The 18067-nt window shown below is 71.2% G+C and carries 12 protein-coding genes; 11 read left to right on the plus strand and 1 reads right to left on the minus strand.

The window, feature by feature from the left end:
* Positions 1–37 precede the first annotated feature (37 nt).
* From J8M50_RS14400 to J8M50_RS14425, 6 genes are all read left to right on the plus strand, one after another.
* Entirely contained in the window at positions 38–1261 is a 1224-nt protein-coding gene (locus J8M50_RS14400; protein WP_010352434.1) for an FxsB family cyclophane-forming radical SAM/SPASM peptide maturase, read from the plus strand.
* Positions 1262–1306: 45 nt separating this feature from the next.
* A complete protein-coding gene (locus J8M50_RS14405; protein ID WP_010352433.1) occupies positions 1307–2080 on the plus strand; it encodes a hypothetical protein in 774 nt (257 codons plus the stop codon).
* A 23-nt stretch (positions 2081–2103) separates the two neighbouring features.
* Positions 2104–6060: an FxSxx-COOH system tetratricopeptide repeat protein gene (gene fxsT / locus J8M50_RS14410; protein ID WP_010352432.1), complete on the plus strand. Its 3957-nt coding sequence runs from the start codon at positions 2104–2106 to the stop codon at positions 6058–6060.
* 71 nt (positions 6061–6131) lie between these two features.
* Positions 6132–6995 carry a MinD/ParA family ATP-binding protein gene (locus J8M50_RS14415; protein ID WP_141655561.1) on the plus strand — a complete coding sequence of 288 codons (864 nt, stop codon included), beginning with the start codon at positions 6132–6134 and terminating at the stop codon, positions 6993–6995.
* Positions 6996–7001: 6 nt separating this feature from the next.
* A complete protein-coding gene (locus J8M50_RS14420) occupies positions 7002–8042 on the plus strand; it encodes a hypothetical protein (protein ID WP_141655560.1) in 1041 nt (346 codons plus the stop codon).
* A complete protein-coding gene (locus J8M50_RS14425) occupies positions 8039–9145 on the plus strand; it encodes a cation:proton antiporter domain-containing protein (protein ID WP_010352429.1) in 1107 nt (368 codons plus the stop codon). The genes J8M50_RS14420 and J8M50_RS14425 overlap by 4 nt, the downstream gene beginning before the upstream one ends.
* Here J8M50_RS14425 and J8M50_RS14430 read toward each other — a convergent pair.
* Entirely contained in the window at positions 9105–10922 is a 1818-nt protein-coding gene (locus J8M50_RS14430; protein ID WP_010352428.1) for a DUF8508 domain-containing protein, read from the minus strand. The genes J8M50_RS14425 and J8M50_RS14430 overlap by 41 nt on opposite strands.
* A 322-nt stretch (positions 10923–11244) precedes the next feature.
* Here J8M50_RS14430 and J8M50_RS14435 point away from each other — a divergent pair, with 322 nt between their 5' ends.
* The 5 genes from J8M50_RS14435 to J8M50_RS14455 all read left to right on the plus strand — a co-directional run bounded on the left by J8M50_RS14435 (position 11245) and on the right by J8M50_RS14455 (position 17959).
* Entirely contained in the window at positions 11245–12660 is a 1416-nt protein-coding gene (locus J8M50_RS14435; RefSeq protein ID WP_010352427.1) for a hypothetical protein, read from the plus strand.
* A 156-nt stretch (positions 12661–12816) separates the two neighbouring features.
* A complete protein-coding gene (locus tag J8M50_RS14440) occupies positions 12817–14250 on the plus strand; it encodes an alkaline phosphatase PhoX (RefSeq protein ID WP_010352426.1) in 1434 nt (477 codons plus the stop codon).
* A 355-nt stretch (positions 14251–14605) separates the two neighbouring features.
* Positions 14606–16186, plus strand: coding sequence for a TROVE domain-containing protein (locus J8M50_RS14445; RefSeq protein ID WP_010352425.1), 1581 nt, complete (start codon positions 14606–14608; stop codon positions 16184–16186).
* 71 nt (positions 16187–16257) lie between these two features.
* Positions 16258–16905, plus strand: a complete 648-nt coding sequence (locus J8M50_RS14450) for a GntR family transcriptional regulator (protein WP_029183672.1) — start codon at positions 16258–16260, stop codon at positions 16903–16905.
* Between the two features lie 37 nt (positions 16906–16942).
* Positions 16943–17959, plus strand: coding sequence for a 1-aminocyclopropane-1-carboxylate deaminase (locus J8M50_RS14455; RefSeq protein ID WP_010352423.1), 1017 nt, complete (start codon positions 16943–16945; stop codon positions 17957–17959).
* The last annotated feature ends 108 nt before the right edge of the window (positions 17960–18067 follow it).

An 18067-nucleotide genomic window follows, 5' to 3' on the forward strand; every position in this document is an offset into this window, starting at 1 on the left:
ACCAGGAGCGGTCCCCTCACCCCGCCGGGGTGGCACAGTGCCGTCTGACACCCAACTGGCCGTCACCTTCTCCCAGTTCGTCGTCAAGCTGCACTCCCGCTGCGACTTCGCCTGCCCCGACTGCTACGTCTACGCCCTGCGTGACACCGGCTGGTCCACCCAGCCCCGCGCGATGCCGTATGCCATACGGGAGTTGACGGCCCGTCGGATAGCGGACCACGTCCGCGCGCACCGCCCGACCCGGGCCCGCGTCATGCTGCACGGCGGCGAACCCCTCCTCGCGGGCCCGCGCCGCATCGCGCACTTCGCGCAGGCGCTGCACGAACAGTGGCGCGGCCTGGACACCCCGCTGGACCTCGTCGTCCAGACCAACGGCGCCCAGATCAAGGCGAGTTGGCTGGACGTCTTCCAGCGGTACGGCATCCGGGTGGGCGTCAGCCTCGACGGAACGCGGGAGGCGCACGACCGGCGCCGGCGGCGCGCGTCGGGCCGGGGGACGTACGACGACGTACTGAAAGCGCTGGAGCTGCTGCGCGCACGCCCGTCCCTGTACGCCGGACTGCTGTGCACCGTCGACCTCGCGGCCGACCCGGTGGAGACGTACGAGGCCCTCCTGAAGCAGCAACCCCCGTCCCTGGACTTCCTGTTGCCGCTCGGCACCCGCCAACACCCGCCGCCCGGGCTGGAATCGGGGGGCACCCCGTACGCCCGCTGGCTCGCGGCGGCCTTCGACCGCTGGTTCGACGCGCCGGTCCGCGAGGTCCCGGTGCGGATGTTCGACTCGCTGGTGGACGTGTTGCTGGGCGGGTCGACCGGCACTGAAGTATGGGGAGTCGGCGGTTCCGACGTCGTCGTGATCCAGCCCGACGGCGCGATCGAGCAGAACGACATCCTCAAGGCCGTACACGAAGGAGCCGCGAGCACCGGCTTCCATCTCGCCCGGCACAGCCTCGACGAGGCCGCCGCGCACCCGGGGTTCGCGGCCGAGCGGGCGGGGATCGGCGGGCTGTGCGGCGAGTGCCGGGACTGTCCCGTCGTACGCGTGTGCGGCGGCGGGCTGCGGGCGCACCGGTACCGGGCCGCCAACGGGTACGACAACCCGTCCTGTTACTGCGCCGACCTCAAGGCGTTCATCGCGCATGTTTCCGAACGCGTGAACGACAGTCTGCTCGCACTGGTGAAAGAGCGTCACAACCCCGTTACAGAGCAAGGGAATCCCTCTACCATGGGGATGCCCGCCGGGGTAGAGCCGTTGCATTGATCAAAGGGAACGCAAGGGCCTGGGCTGGGCCGGGGGGAGGCGAGCATGGTGCCGTACTTCTTCGTCAGCCATGCGGTCGAGGGTGCGGGGCGACGGGACGTCGAACACTTCCACGCGGATCTCCAGACCGAGATCCGGGGGCGCACGGGCCGCGAGCCGGGATACGAGGGACTCCTCGCCGACCACCGCCGCAGCGATCTGGCGCTCGCCCTGCCGGCCGAGGTCCCGGCGATGAACTGCCGTTGTCTGGTGGTCCTTTACTCGCAGGAATACTTCCGCAGCCCCTCCTGCACCTACGACCTCTCCGTCTTCGAGGAGCGCCTCAGCTGGCGCCTGCACCGCACCGGGGACGCCTCGGTGCGGCCGGTCGGGGTGGTGTGGCAGAGCGCCGGGCTGCCCGCGCGGCTGGTCGAGGAGACGGCCCGGCAGTCGGGCCAGCCCGCCGGGACGGACTATCCCCGCAGCGGAGTAGGGCAGTTGATCCGCGACCCGGCCGCGAGGGGCGGCTACTTACGGGTGTTGCGGAATGTCGCCGAGCGGGTACTGTCGGCAGCGGACCGAACACCCCCCACCATGACCGCACATGACGCCGGGTACCTGACCCCTTTCCGGGCTATGTCCCGTACGTCTGTCGTCTCATGGGATGTGCACCTTGCCCCTGTACCGGTACCGTGGCTCAGCGGGCGCACCGGTACGCCACAGGAGACGGCCCCCCCGGGGACCGCGATCGAGCGGCCGGACTCGCCCCCTCGCACCAGATCCTGGTTCTCCTCCCCGGCGGACGGTGAGCGTCCCGTCCTCCGCGGACCGCATGGCTGACGCGAACATGTGGAGCAGCATCAATGAGCAGCGTGGAGCCGGAGCCGCCCGGCGCCGAGGCCGCCCATGAACCGGCGACCGTAGTCACGTTCTACTCCTACAAAGGAGGCGTGGGACGCACGATGGCCCTGGCCAACGTCGCCTGGATCCTGGCGACCGAGGGCAGCCGCGTGCTCGTCGTCGACTGGGACCTGGAGTCTCCCGGACTCCACCGCTTCTACCACCCCTTCCTGAACGACGCCGAGTTGAGCCGTACGACCGGCGTCGTCGACATGGTCCAGGGCTACGGCCGGGGCGTGGAGGCGCTGCTCGCACAGGAGCGGGCCCAGGAGTTGGACGAGGACACCTTCGAACAGCACCTGTCCGAACTCCTGTCGACGCACACCGACGTCCTCCCGCACCGCGACACCATCCGCTGGAGCGACTTCCGCCCCCGGGGCACCATCGACTACCTCGGCCCCGGCGTCCAGAACGACAAGTACAGCGAGCGCGTCGCCTACTTCGACTGGTCCGCGTTCTACGGCCAGCACCAGGGCCGCCGTTACGTCGAGACGCTGCGCGAACGGCTGCGCCAGGGGCCGTACGACTACGTCCTGATCGACAGCCGCACCGGCCACTCCGACAACGCGTCCGTGTGCACGCTGTGGCTGCCGGACGTCGTCGTCGCCGGGTTCAACCTGAGCAACCAGTCCATCGAGGGCACCGCCTCCGTCGCCCGCCAGATCCACCAACAGGCCCGCGAGACAGGGCGGGAGATCCGCATCCTGCCCGTCCCGATGCGCGTCGAGCACGCCGAGCCGGGCAAGGCGGGGCGCAGGCGAGCCTATGTGGAACGGCAGTTCGCCGGACTCGTCGCCCCCCTCACCACCGGCTCCCTCGACGAGTACTGGGGCCAGGTCGAGGTCCCGCACCACCCGGCGTTCGCCTACGAGGAGACCCTCGTCCCCTTCACGCTGCGCCCCGGCACGAAATCCCTCCAACTCGACGCGTACGTACGGATCGCACAGGAGATCACCCGGGGCAAGATCTCCTGCGTCCGCCCCGTCCCCGAGCCGCTGCGCCTCAGGTTCGCCGAGCGGTTCGAGGAGGTCCGCACCCCCGGCCTGCGCACCGCGCGCATCGTGCACGCCGCCCCCGACCGGCTGTGGGCCGAGTGGATCCGCAGCGTCCTCGCCCGGCTCGGCATCAGCTGCGAGACGACCGCGCAGTGGGACCCGCACGCGATGCCGGCCGACGCGAAACCCTCGTACACCATCCTCGTCGTATCGCCCGCGCTCCAGTCCGCGCCCGAGCTGGACGCCGTGATCCAGCAGCACCTGCGGGCCGCCGGGCGGCTCGGGTCGGGGGACCGGAGCGACTCGATCGTCGCCGTGCGGGTCGAGGAGACCCGCGTACGGCCGCCGCTCGGCGACCTCAAGGGGCCGCACCTGCAGAACCTCGGGGAGAGCGAGGCCGAGGAGCTGCTCCTGGAGCACTTCGCGCAGAACGGCCAGGCCCGCGCCCCGGGTTCGGGCGGGGTGCGCTTCCCCGGACAGAACCCGAAGATCTGGAAGACCCCGCCGCGCGGCGCCACCTTCCAGGGCCGCGAGGAGTGCATCGGCGCCCTGCGCGACGCGTTCCCGCCCGGCCGGCCCGTGTCCCCGGCGATCCTCACCGGCCCGCTCGGCGTCGGCAAGAGCCGGATCGCCCTGGAGTTCGCCTACCGGTTCGCCCCCGACTACGACGCTATCTGGTGGCTGCGCGCCGACACCGCCGACTGCGTCCGCGACGAACTCGCCGCCCTCGGCGAGCGGTTGGGCGTCGCCCGGCGCTCCGCGACCGACGCCGTCGCCCGCACCCTCGACGCCCTCGCCGACGGCTGGGGCGACCACCACCGCTTCCTGCTCGTGTACGACGACGTCCGCAGCCCCGCCGACCTCAACGGCCTTGTCCCGGGCGGCGGTTCGAGTCACGTCCTGATCACCTCCGACGCCGCCGACTGGCACGCCACGGGCCGCCCCGTCGAGATCGACATGCCCACCGAGGCCGAGGCGGGCGAGCAACTGCGCCTGCACTTCCCGGGGTTGGCCGCCGACCTCGCCCAGGACATCCTCGCCGTCTCCGGACACCTCCCGCAGACCGTCGAACAGGCCGCCGCCTACATCAAGAACGCCGGACCGCCCCTGCGCGAGGCCGTCGCCGCCTACGCCCTCGCCATGCGCACCCGCGCCGAGGGCGGCGGCACCCCCGCCTCCCGCGAACCCGGCTACCCGGCCGCCGCGCACGCCACCTGGGCCGTCTCCATGGAGTCCCTGCGCGCCGACCACCCCAGCGCCGAACGGTTCCTGCTGCTGCTCGCCCACCTCGCCCCGACCGGCGCCGCCCTCGACGTCCTGCGCAGCCCCGCCGCCCTGCGCTGGCTGTGCCCCGAGGAGGAGCCCACCGGACCCGCCACCGCCGGCCGCGCCTTCCACGCGCTCGGCCAACGGGCCCTGGCCCGCACCGACTTCGGCGTCGGCCGCGTCGTCGGCGACCCCATGGGCCTGCGCTTCCTACGCGACGAACTCACCGCCGAGGAGTTCCAGCAGTCCCGCGCCGCCACCCAACGCGTCCTCGCCTCCCTCGTACCGCCCGACCCGGAGGCCGACGAGGAGCGCCACCAGCCGGTGTTCGAGGAACTCGACCAGCACGTCGACCCCAGCGGCGCCGCCCTCAGCGACGACACCGACGTACGGCGCTGGCTCGTCAACCAGGTACGCCACCGGCGCCTCGCCCGCCGCCTCGACCCCGCCCGCACGCTCGCCGAACAGCTCCTGGAGACCTGGACGCAGCGGCACGGCGACCTCGAAACCACCGACGACATCCTCACGCTGAGGCTCGCCGTCGAACTCGGCAACGTGCACCGCGACGCGGGACGCTTCGCCGACGCCGAACGCGTCAACCACCGCGCGCTGAACCGGCTGCGCGCGGGCCTCGGCCTGGAACACCCGTACACCCTGCGCAGCGCCACCGGCCGGGGCGCCGAACTGCGCGCGCTCGGCGAGGTCCAGGACGCGTTCGCCGAGGACCAGTCGACCGCCGACATCCTCACCACCGTCTCCGGCGCCGACAACCCGTACTCCCTGATGGCCTTTTTGAACCTCGGCCTCTCCCTCGCCATGGTCGGCATGACCGCCGAAGCCCTCGACCTGCACCGCGAGACCTACGAACGCAGCCGCCGCGTCCTCGGCATCACCCACGAACTCACCCTCAGCCTCGCCGTCCAACTCGGCTGCCGCTACCGGGAGTCCGGCGACTACCCCACCTCCCTCGCCCAGCTGCGCCAGGCGTTCGCGGACGCCGAACGCCACCACGGCGAGTCCGACCCCGTCACCCTGTACGCGGGCCGCGCCCTCGCCGCCACCCTGCGCCGCACCGGCAGCCACGACCCCGACCGGCTGCGCACCGCCCGCAAGTGCGACGCCGACGCCATGGCCGGCTGGCTCGCCTACGCCGGACCCGACCACCACGAACGCCTCGCCGCCTCCCTCGCCCTCGCCGCCGACCTCAGGCTCCTCGGCGAACACGCGCAGGCCTGCCGGCTCGCCGAGGAATCCGTACGCGGGTACGCCAGTTGGCACGAGGGCCACCCCTTCCACCGCATCGCCCAGACCAACCTCGCCCTGTGCCGGCGCTCCGCCGGGATCCTCGACGGCGTCGCCGAACTGAGCGAACAGGGCTGGCGGGGCCTCGCCGAAACCCTCGGCTCCGACCACCCGTTGACCCTCATCGCCGCCCTCGACCACGCCAACGCCCTCGTCTTCGTGGGGGAGTCGGCCGCCGCCCTCGAACTCGACCGGCGCACCTACGAACGCTTCCGGGTCCGCTGCGGCGATCGCCACCCCCTCACCTCGTTCGCCGCGACCAACCTCCAGGACAGCCAGACCCGCGCCGGCGAGAGCGGCGGCAGCGGACCCGGCGGGCAGCGCATAGAGCTGGACATCGACGTGCCGTACATCTGATCGAGTGTCAGCATCCGGATACCGGGCACCAGTTGATGACCTGCAAGGAGACAGAACAGAAGGGTACGGCCGTGAGGAACGGGCGGGAGTGGGGGCAACCCTGGTCGGCGGCGGTGCTCTCACCGTGGCGCGGGACCGGGGCGAGCCTCGTGACGGCGACCGCCGGAGCGCTGATCGACGCCGAGATGGGGCCCAAAGGACAGGACGTCGTCCTCATGGACGCCGACCTGGAGAGCGCCGGGCTCACCTCGCTGCTCACCGCCTGGCAGCGGGCCTGCGGTGAGGAACAGGGCTGCGGACTCGTCGGGTTCGCGCGCGAGGAGAAGATCGCCCTGTGCGACCGGGTCGCCCAGCCGCTGCTGCGCGAACTGGCCTCCCGGGACGGCCGCAGCCGGCACATGAGCCTCTTCAACGGCCTGCGCGGCAGGGGGAGTTCGGCGTTCGCCAGCCGCCCCGACCTGCCCGACATCGTCGGCCGGGCCACCGAGAGCCTCGCCGAGATCGCCGGCTGCCTCCTCGTCGACTGCGGCACCGGGTGGGGGCCGTGCACGCGCCGGGTGTGCGAGAGCGTCGAGTACGTCTTCCTCGTCGGCCCGCCGGACGGCCGTACCCATCCCGCCGTACGCGAACTCACCGCCGCACTGGAGCGCGCGGGACTGCTGGGCAGACTCGCGGGATACGTGGCGAACAGACCCGGTCCCGGTCCGCGACTTCCCGGCCACAATTCGCCGAACGGGGTTGGAGGGACAGCTTCCAGGGACACACTGCCAGTACGAACCGTTCTCGACCTGCCCTACGACCCCCGAGCCGCGCAGACCGTCGCCCAGGGGGCGCTGCCCGGCCCGCAGAGCCCCTTCGGCAAGGCGTTCCGCGACGGCCTCGAAGCGCTCGAACCCGACCTGTTCCGCACCGGCTTCGGCCCAGGCGGCCCCTGAGGAGGCGTGGTGGACACCGCGGACCCCGACCGAACCGACACTCCCACCGGGACCTCGGTGATGACCCCGCTGCGCCGCCGGCGCGCGGCCCATGTCACCACCGCCAGCGACGACTTCGTCGAGATGTGCGCCGAAGCGCTGCACTCCGACGGGCTCCACCACGTCGCCGCCTACCACCGGGGTGTCTACAACTACTCCGTGGACATACTGGAGTCGGTCGCCGAGGACGCCGCCGTCGACCGCGAGCTGTACATCCGCGTCGGACGCCAGCTCAACTTCCTGCTCGGCCGGATGGACCGCGCCCTGCGCCCCGCCGAGAGCGGACGGCTCATCCGTACGGTGCTGAGACTGGGCGAGGCCTCCGTCTTCCACTACTACGTCCGCCCCGGCGAGTACCTCACCGGCGTCTCGCTCGGCGCCGAGCACGACGAGTCCGGCGACCGGGCGATGGCCCGCCTCGCCGTCCGGTTCGCCGAGCTGCTGCGCCAACGCGGCCCGAACTACGGCGGGTTCGAGGCGGCCGACCTCAAGAAGCCGCCGCCCGTGGTCCGTTCGCAGCCGGACGGCCCGGCGACCGTCACCGAGGCGCTGCACACCGACCGCTCCGGCGCCGTCGGACCGCACCCCGAGACCCTCCTCACCGCCTGCGCCGCCGCGCTGTCCGTCGAGGACCTGCACTACGTCGCCTACCACGACCCGTCCGGCCTCCTCTCCACCGACGTCCTCGAACTCGCCCAGCTCGCCCCCTACTTCCGCAACATCAGCCGGGAGAGCCGCCGCGACCGCTACCAGGACATCGCCCAGCGGCTGCCGTTCGTCGTCGCCCGCCTCAACCACTCCCTCAAGGCCGTCCTGCCCGGCCGGCTCACGCGGACCGTCCTCGACGTCGATGAGGGCGCCCTCTACTACGCCGCCGTCGGCGACGGGCCCTTCCTGCTCGGCGTCACCCTCAACCAGGACCGCGTCTTCCACGCCGACCTCAGGATGGCCGAGCTGACGACGGCCGTGGAACGCGTCCTGGCGCCCGACCGGTTCACGTCCGGGTGAGGCAACTCGGCCTGCTGCTGGGCCTGTTGGCGGCGGGCTGGGCGGTGGGGAACGGCACCGGGGAGGTCAGCGGCTCCGACGCGTTCCTCTTCGCGACGATGCTCCTGCTCGCAGTCGGCCTCTACGGCAGCACCTCCGACATCTCGCTGCGCGAGGCCCGCGAGCACCTGGGGCTGATCGGCCTCGCGGTGACGGTCGGCGTCGTCGCCAAAGCGGCCCTGATCGCCGGGGTGTTGTGGCTGACGCTCGACGATCCCGCGTACCTCGTCCTCGCCGTCACCGTCGCCCAGGTGGACCCCCTCTCCGTCGCCGCCCTGCGCGACTCCTCCCGGATGTCCCCGCGCGCGAAGACGATCCTCTCCGTCTGGGCGTCCTTCGACGACCCCGTGACCGTCCTGCTCACCGCGTTCACCGTCCCGCTGGCCGCGGACGGCGAGGGCATCGGCGGCTCGGCGGGCGGCTACGCGGCCCAACTCGGCTGGAGCGCCGTCCTGGTGGCGGTCGCCGGGGGCGTCTGGTTCCTCGTACGCCGCTGGCGCGGGCGGTGGGCGGACGCCGCCGGGGTCGTGCTGGTCGTGGGGATGCTGGTGCTCGCCGCGTCGTACACGCTGATGCTGGGGATCGCGGTCGTCGGGCTGTTCTTCCGGCCCGCGTTGGTGGGGCGTTTCGTGGGCGCGGTGACCAAAGGGGCTTATGCCACGGCCGCGTTCCTGCTCGGGATGCTGCTCGTCGGGGGCGTCAGCTTCGGGTACGGAGTCGTCCTCGGCGCCGCCGCGTTCGCCGCGCACGCCGTCGTCGCAGCCGTCCTGACCCGCCGACTCCCGCGCACCGACCGGGTGTTGCTCTCGCTGGGCCAGCAGAACGGGGTCACGGCGATCGTCCTCGCGCTGTCCCTCGAACCGGCGTTCCCGCGCGCGCCGGGGATCGTCGCGCCCGCGATCGTGACCGTCAACCTGCTGCATTTCCTGGCCAATTCGGCCGTAGGGAAGGGCGGCGGCCCTCGGCGTAGGAACGGCCCGGGCCCTCGGCGGAAGAGGGGACCGGGCCGTCGTATCCGTACCGCTACGGCTGGAAGCGCAGCACCTGCGGGTCGTGGTCGCTGATCTGGTCGTGGAACTCCGAGTTGACGTGCACGGAGTCGTAGTCGAAGTCGCAGGACCGGCGGATCGAGGGGCTGATCAGGATCTGGTCGAGGACCTGCGTGTTGCCCTGGTAGACGTACGAGTAACGCTCGCTCTTCGGCAGGGACTTGATCGCCGACCAGAGCACGCCGTCCGACTCCAGGATCTTCGCGGTGCCGGAGAACTCGAAGTCGTTGATGTCACCGAGCGCGATGACGTCCGCGTTCTTCTGGGTGTCCAGGACGTTCTTGACGAACGCGTTGACCAGCGTGGCCTGTTGGTGGCGCTGGACCTCCGAGGAGCGGGCCGGGGGCTGGTACTGCGAGGTCAGACCCTGGTCGCCGCCCTTCGAGTTGAAGTGGTTGGCGATCAGGAAGACCGTCTTGCCACGGAAGACGAACTCGCCGACGAGCGGCTTTCGGCTGTTCTTCCACGCCTCGTTCGCCGGGTCGATCCGGCCCGGGGAGACGGTCAGTTCGGCCTTGCCACGCACCTTCGTGACCCCGACGGCCGTCGTCGCGTCGCCGCCCGCGCGGTCCGTGAAGGAGACGCGCTGCGGGTTGAAGAGGAACACCTGGCGGATGTTGCCGCCGGGCTCGCCGCCGTCCTGGCCGTCGACCGGGGAGATCGAACGCCAGTCGTACGTCGGGCCGCCCGCCGCGACGATCGCGTCGATCAGCTTCGTGACCGTGACGTCGGCGGCCGTCGTGCCGTCGCTCTTCGCGCCGTTGTTGTCCTGGATCTCCTCCAGGGACACGATGTCGGGCGACTTCAGGTTGTTCACGATCGCGGACGCGTGCGCGGCGAAGGTGGTGTCCGAGGGGTCGAGGTTCTCGACGTTGTACGTCGCGACCGCCAGCTCGCCCCGCGACTGCTTGCGCGTCGACTCCCGCTGCACACCGGCGCTTTCGAGCGTGCCGAGCTTGCTCGCGACGAGGGTGTAGCCGCCGAACTGGTTGTAGTCGAGCGGGCCGGCCGTCTCGCCCTTGAGCGTGTCACCGACGTTCGCGGCCGGGAAGTCGGCCGTCGCGCCGAGGGACTGGATCTGGAGCCGGCCGGTGTTCTGCGACTCGTACGAGCCGTACACCGTGCCGCCCCGGCGGTTCGCGTTCTCCCACGGCTTCACCGTCACCCACAGCTCGGTGAACGGGTCCGTGGCGCCGACCACGCGGGTGTCGGCGACCTGGACGTTCATGCCCTCCAGGGACTCGTAGTAGTCCAGGGCGTACTTCTTCGGCTCCAGCGTGAGGCCGTTGATCGAGCCGTCGGGCGCGGGCGCGTACGTCGCCGGGACCGAGCGGGCGCTGATCACGACCGGCGCCGGGAGCGCGTTGCCGCTGGAGACGACGGTGGTCGTCGGCTTCGTGATCTCGGTGACGGCCTGGTTCCCGGAGGCGGTCCCGCCGGGGACGAACTCCGAGACCGTTCCCGTGACCGTGACCGCGTCGCCGACCGCGACGCCCTTCGGGGTCGAGCTGGTGAAGACGAAGACGCCCTCACTGGTCGCCGGGTTCGCGTCCGGGTTCGGGTCCTGGATCCAGAAACCCCGGGACGAGCCGTACGTACGGATGCCCGTGACGATGCCCGGGACGTCCGTGACCTGCTGGCCGGCGTACGGGGAGAGCCGGGTCGTGCCCTGGATGTCGTGGACACGGACGGTGTCCGCGTGCGCGGGCGAGACGAGGACGACGGTGGACGCGGCCGAACAGACGGCGGCGACGGTGAGCGCGGCGAGACGCGCGGACGACTTGCTGGGCAAGTGATCCCTCCGGGGCGGGAGTGGGCGGGGCGTGGACGGCACAGCGCGTGGGGGGAGTGCGGGAACCTGATTCTGGCAGGTACGTGACACGCGTAGAAAGCGCGGGGACGAGTGAATGGCCGCCCCGCTTTCTACGCGCGTCAATCTCCTTGTTGATCTCGCCACTTGTCAAGGTTTCAGCCATGTACGGCGGCCGACGGGCAGGTGAACCGGGCGTCAGGGGACGAAACCCGTCTAGGCTTCGGGGAGAGGTACGACCGGGTCCTCTCGGTCTCAGGTACTACGGGGTGTACCGCCGGTGCTCGCTGAGGAGAAACAGCCGATGTCAGACAGCTCCCCCCTGCCGCCCGTGCGGCTCGCCACCGAAGCGGAGCTGGCGCGGGACGCCCTCGCCGTACCGCTGCTGGAGCGGGCCGCGCGGCTCGCCCGGTGGGCCGGGCCCGCGACCAGGGTGGACGCCGGGGGCGGGCTCGCGGAGGAGCAGCTGCCGGCCGCCGCCGAGGAGCTGGGGCTGACCGGGGAGGACGCGCCCGCGTACGCCAGCGAGGCGTGGCGGGTCGCCGTCGACGCCGGGCTGGTCGAGATCGTCGACGAGGAGGCCGGGACCGTCCGTACGGGCGAGGACCTCGCGCTGCTCGGCGGCTCCCCGCAGGACGTGCTGACCGTCTGGCTCGCCGCGCTGGAGACCGTCCTCGCCGACGCCAGCACCCCCGATCTCGACGCGCTCATGGAGATGATGGACGAGGGCGGCCGGGTCGACCTCTCCGAGCTGGACTGGGACCCCGAGGCCGAGGCGGAGTTCCTCGACGGGGTGCTCGGCAACCTCTACCTGCTGTCCGTCAGCGAGGACGGCCCCGGCGAGGGGCCCGTGCCGCTGCCCGCCCTCGCCGCGTCGATGATCGTCCCCGGGGACATGGGGGAGCCCACCAACGACGTCCTGGAGCAGGTCTCCGACGCGATGATGCGGCTCGACGACCAGTTCCGGCTGCTGGAGCCGGTCGGGCTCGTCGAGTACGAGCCCGTCGACGAGGCGCTCATGGAGGGCGAGGTCGCCGAGGGCGTCGACGAGACGGACGTCTCGCGGTACGGGATGGTGCGGCTCACTCCGCTGGGGCGGTACGGGTTGCGGGCTCGGCTCCTCGATGCCGGGTTCGTCGTGCCGGCGGTGGGGGAACTCGCCGACAAGGGTGCGGATGTGCTGCTTGACGGGACCGCTTCTTACGGGTCGCGGGCGGCGCAGGCCGAGACCGAGCAGTGGCTCGGGCGGCGTCAACCCCTTGATGCGGCGCGGGAGTTGCTGGCGGCTGCACGGGGTGCGGACGAGGGGGCTCCGTTGCGGCGGTTGCGGTGTCAGCAGGCCTTGTCGCTCGTGGGGGTGGAGGCGGAGCCCGCCGTGCGGGAGGTTCTCGACGATCCTGAGTTGGGTGGGCTTGCTCGGGTGTGGCTCAGTGAGTTGGGGGTTGCTGATGTGCCTGCGCCGTCCGAGGAGATGGTGTTCTGGCTGACCATCGATACGGTGGCTGCGCAGCTGGCTGCGGAGGGGAACTCCGAGGAACTTCAGGCGTTGGTGGAGGGGTTGGCGGCTCAGCACGAAGGGTTTTTTGCGGCGGTGTGGAGGGTGGGGCATCCGGCTACGGCTGATGTGCTGGAGGCGATGGGTCGGCTGCATCCGGACAAGAGGGTGGCCAAGGAGGCTCGTAAGGCGGCGTTCAAGGCGCGGTCGCAGCAGGGGGGTTGAGGTGCTCGCGCGAGTGCGGGTCGTTTGTGGTTCTCGCGCAGTTCCCCGCGCCCCTGGTGGGTTGTTCAACTGTTGTTAAAGAGCGGGCGGAAGTGTGTCGTCGCGGACTTCCGTGCGCCACCCTCCACGGCACACTCACCTGTCTCAGGAGACAACATGTCGCTCACCCGCAGGGACTTCGCCGCGAGATCTGCGCTCACCGGCGCCGGGGTTGTACTGGCCGGTGGTGCCGGTGTGCTTGGGTCCGCGCCCAACGCCCTTGCCTCCACCGACGTCGAGAGCGAAGGGTGCGAGCACGGGGGAGTCGGGTACGGGCCTCTTCTCCCCGACCCCAAGGGGCTGCTCGCGCTTCCCGCCGGGTTCTCGTACCGCGTCATCACCTACAGCGGGCAGACCAAGCTGGAGACCGGTGAGTTCACGCCGTCCAACCATGACGGGACGGCGACCTTCGACGGGCCGCGTGGTACGACGTTGCTGGTCAACAACCATGAGCTGAAGGGGCCGCGTTCGAAGTGGGCGCACCCCGTGCCGCTCACCGAGGGGCTCGTGTACGACCCCGCCGCCTCCGGTGGCTGCACGGTCGTCGAGGTGCGGCCCGGCGGGCGGGTCGCGGAGTGGGTCGGGATCGCCGGGACGTCCACCAACTGCGCGGGCGGGCGCACCCCTTGGGGGACCTGGCTGACCTGCGAGGAGAACTCCGACCGGGCCGGCACGAACGGGATGACCAAGGACCACGGGTACGTCTTCGAGGTCGACCCCATCGACCGGCGCGCCAACCAGGACCCCAAACCCCTGAAGTTCTTCGGGCGTTACGACCACGAGGCCGTCGTCATCGACCCGAAGCGCGGCCACGCCTACCTCACCGAGGACGCCGCGACCCCCAACGGCCTGCTGTTCCGCTGGACCCCGCCGAAGGGCTTCGAGCACGGCCGGGGCAAGTTCCGCACGCTCGCCGACGACGCCGGTGTCCTCCAGGCGCCCAAGTGCTTCGACTCCGGCGGCAAGTTCGTGGACGACCTGTCCCGGGCGACGAAGATCGGCACGGTGTACGGCGTCGACTGGGTCGACGTACCCGACCGCGACGCGAAGACCGTCGCCGTGCGCAAGCAGTTCGCCGACGGCGAGATCACCCGCGCCCGCAAGCTGGAGGGCATGTGGTGGGCGGACGGCGGCGCCTACGTCGTCTCCTCCTACGCCCGCTCCGAGAGCCCCGTCCAGCACGACGGGCAGGTCTGGTTCTACGACCCGAAGCGGCGCACGCTGACCCTGAAGGTCCTGCTGGGCGTCAACCCCGACCCCGCGCAGGACGGCGCCTTCGACGGCCCCGACAACATCACCGTCTCCCCCTACGGCGGCCTCGTCATCGCCGAGGACGGCGAGGGCGTCCAGCACCTCTTCGGCGCCACGGACTCCGGCCGCACGTACCCGATCGCCCGCAACGAACTCAACGCGGGCACTGAAGAGGCCCCGGAATACAGCGAGTTCACGGGGGTGACCTTCTCGCCGGACGGGCGGACGCTGTACGCGAACATCCAGACGCCGGGGATCATGGTGGCGATCACGGGGCCTTGGAAGCGGCAGAAGCGGTAAGCGTTGCGGGGGGCGTTAATTGGTTCGACCTCCGCAGGCCGCGCCTCATAGAGTCGGAGACACGAAAGCACGCACCTCCCGGTGCGCAGACGGCGGTTACTTCTCTTCCAAAGAATCCGATACCGCAGTCGACTTGATCTCGGGAGGCGCGGCTTGTGGTGGGTGCCCGGTGCGCAGGCAACGGTTACTTCTCTGGATCGGGCGGTTGCGGGTTCGAATCCCGTCGTCGGCTCAGGGCCGACGTAGCTCAATCTGGTAGAGCACCTGAATAAGTCCGTCGCCGACTCCGACCTCGGGCACCTTCCACGCGCCGTGCCTTCCCTCGTGACTCGCTGAATTTCGGGGGGAATTCACCATGGCCCGTTTCAACACCCGCGCCACGAAGGCGCGGACGACGTCTCCCGTCACCACTACCGGCCGCACCCTGCGCACCGGCGAGGGCGGTCACGGTCACGAGCGAGACGCACGCTCCGAACTTTTTCTGCTCGCGGTCGCCAACTTCGTCTCCGAGAACACCTTCTACGAGTCCGGAGCCGACCGGGACAACCGATTCGCCACGCTGGTACGCCAGTTGGCGGTCACCGACCCCGAGTGGACGGCGGGACTCCTCCGCTGGCTGCGCGGCGAGGGCAACCTCCGTACGGCAGCCGTGGTCGGCGCCGCCGAGTACGTGCACGCGCGCCTCGCGGCCGGCGTCACCGAGGGCCCCTCGAACCGCGGCGTCGTCGACTCCGTACTGCAACGCCCCGACGAGCCCGGCGAGTTGCTCGCCTACTGGACGGCGACCCATGGCCGTAACGTCCCGAAGCCCGTCAAGCGCGGCGTCGCCGACGCCGTACGGCGGCTCTATCACGCCAAGTCCCTGCTGAAGTACGACACTTCGGCCAAGGGGTACCGCTTCGGTGACATCCTCAACCTGGTGCACGCGGCGCCGGACCCGGCGAAGCCCTGGCAGGGCGAGCTGTTCCGGTACGCGCTGGACCGGCGGCACCACCCGGAGACGGCCGTGGTGCCGGGGTCGGACCAAGTGCTGCGTGCGCACCGGGAGTTGATGGAGCTGCCGGTCGAGCGTCGGCGGGCGGTCGTCACGTCGGACGGCGGTGCCGAGCGGCTCGCGGCGGCCGGGATGACGTGGGAGGCGCTGGCGGGCTGGTTGCAGGGTCCGATGGACAAGGACGCGTGGGAGGCGGTGATCCCGTCGATGGGGGCGATGGCACTGCTGCGGAACCTGCGCAACTTCGACGAGGCCGGGGTCTGTGACGAGGTCGCCGCGCGGGTCGCCGCCCGGATCAGCGACCCCGAACAGGTCGCGCGTTCCCGGCAGTTCCCGTTCCGCTACCTCGCCGCGTACCGGCACGCGCCCTCGCTGCGCTGGTCGTACCCGCTGGAGCGGGCGCTCGGCCACTCGCTGGCCAACGTGCCCGCGCTGCCCGGCCGCACCCTCGTCCTCGTCGACCGGTCCGGCTCGATGTGGTCGCGCCTCTCGGAGCGCTCGCAGCTCAACCGGGCCGACGCGGCGGCGATCTTCGGCACGGCGCTCGCGCTGCGCGCCGAGGACGCGGACCTCGTCGAGTTCGGGACGACGAGCCGCCGACTCGCCTTCGACCAGGGGGAGTCGGTGCTGAGGATCCTGGAGCGCTTCGGCGACCTCGGGGGCACCGACACGGTCTCCGCGATCCGCTCGCACTACCGGGGGCAGGACCGGGTGCTGATCGTCACCGACGAGCAGTACGCGTACAGCTCGCACGGCGACCCGACCGGGCAGGTCCCGGCCGACATCCCGGTCTACACCTGGAACCTGGCGGGGTACCGGGCCGGTCACGGTCCCTCCGGGACGGCCAACCGGCATACGTTCGGCGGGCTTTCGGACGCGGCGTTCCGGATGGTGCCGCTGCTGGAGAGGGCGCGGAACGCCGACTGGCCGTGGCACGTCTGAGCGTTGAGGCCCGCACTTCGGGGGAGTGCGGGCCTTGCCCTTCATCTGACTGACATTTAACATTTCAATTCATGGAAGCCATAAGACCCGTGGGCCGTACCCTCCTCAGGGACCGCGCCTGTGAAGCCATTCGGGACGCCATCGTCAGCGGGGAGATCGAGCCCGGGGCGGTCGTGCGGGACGTCGATCTGGCCGAGCGGCTGGGGCTGTCGAGGGCGCCGGTGCGGGAGGCGTTCGCGCGGCTCGTGGACGAGGGGCTGCTGGAGAGCAAGCCGCAGAGCTATACGCGGGTCACGCCGCTCGTCGCGAGCGAGGTGCGGGACGCCGCCGCCGTCGTGGGCGCGATGCACGAGTTGGCGGCCCGGATCGCCGTAACCCGCCTCACCCTCGCGGACATCGCCACCATGCGCGCCGCCAACGAGCGGTTCGCGGGCGCTGTCGTCGCGGGGGACGTCGACGCGGCACTCCTCGCGGACGACGAGCTGCACGACGTACTCGTCCGGGTCGGCGGCAACCGCGCCGCCACCGCCACGATCGCCCGCTACACGCCGCTGATCCGCCGCCTGGAGCGGCGCCGGTTCGGCGAAGGCGGCAACTGCCGGTCCGCCGGGCTGCACGAGCAGCTGATCGACGCGTGCGAGGCCGGGGACGTGGCCGGGGCGGTGCGGGCGACGGCGGAGATCTGGCGGGGGCTCGAAGAACTCGTCGACCTGGTCTGAAAGTTCGCGTTCCTTGAGACACGTTCGGGAGAACCTCATGTCCCTTTCCTCGTACGACCGTTACCCCCTCCTCTTCGGCCCCTCCCCGGTGCACCCCCTGGAGCGCCTCACCGCACACCTCGGTGGCGCCGCCCTGTGGGCCAAGCGCGAGGACTGCAACTCCGGTGTGGCGTACGGCGGCAACAAGACGCGCAAGCTGGAGTACCTGGTCGCCGACGCCCTCGCGAAGGGGTGCGACACGCTCGTGTCGATCGGCGGGGTGCAGTCCAACCACACTCGCCAGGTCGCAGCCTGCGCCGCGCGCGCCGGGCTCAAGTGCGTGCTGGTGCAGGAGAGTTGGGTGGACTGGCCGGACTCCGTGTACGACAAGGTCGGCAACATCCTGATCAGCCGCCTCGCCGGTGCGGACGTCCGGCTCGTGAAGGCCGGGTTCGGGATCGGGTTCAAGGAGAGCTGGGAGCTGGCGCTCAGGGAGGTCGAGGAGTCGGGCGGCACGCCGTACGCGATCCCGGCCGGCGCCTCCGACCACCCGCTCGGCGGGCTCGGGTTCGCCGGGTGGGCGTACGAAGTCGCCGAGCAGGAGCAGGAGTTGGGCGTCTTCTTCGACACGGTCGTGGTCTGTTCCGTCACCGGCTCCACGCAGGCCGGGATGGTCGCCGGGTTCGCGGCGCTGGAGGAGTCGGGTGGCCGTCCCCGTCGCGTACTCGGTATCGACGCCTCCGCGAAGCCCGTCGAGACGCGGACGCAGATCGCCCGCATCGCGCAGCGCACCGGCCAACTCATCGGCGTCAAGCGCGAGTTGACCGAAAACGACGTCGAGCTGGACGAGCGCTACCACGCCGGGATCTACGGCGTCCCGGACGAGACGACCCTCGACGCGATGCGCCTTGCGGCCCGCACGGAGGGCATGGTCACCGACCCGGTGTACGAGGGCAAGTCCATGGCGGGGATGGTCGATCTGGTCCGGCGGGGCGAGATCGGCGCCGAATCCACCGTCCTGTACGCCCACTTGGGCGGCCAGCCGGCGCTGAACGCGTACAGCGCGCTGTTCTGAGAGCCCGAAGTCGCGGGCCGCGCCCGGGGATCATGAAGTCACCGGCCCGCACGAGGGGATCATGTTCCCGCACCGGCCGGATACAGTTCACCCCGTGTGGGCCGACGA

The sequence above is a fragment of the Streptomyces acidiscabies genome (genome assembly GCF_020010905.1).
Lineage (GTDB): Bacteria > Actinomycetota > Actinomycetes > Streptomycetales > Streptomycetaceae > Streptomyces > Streptomyces acidiscabies.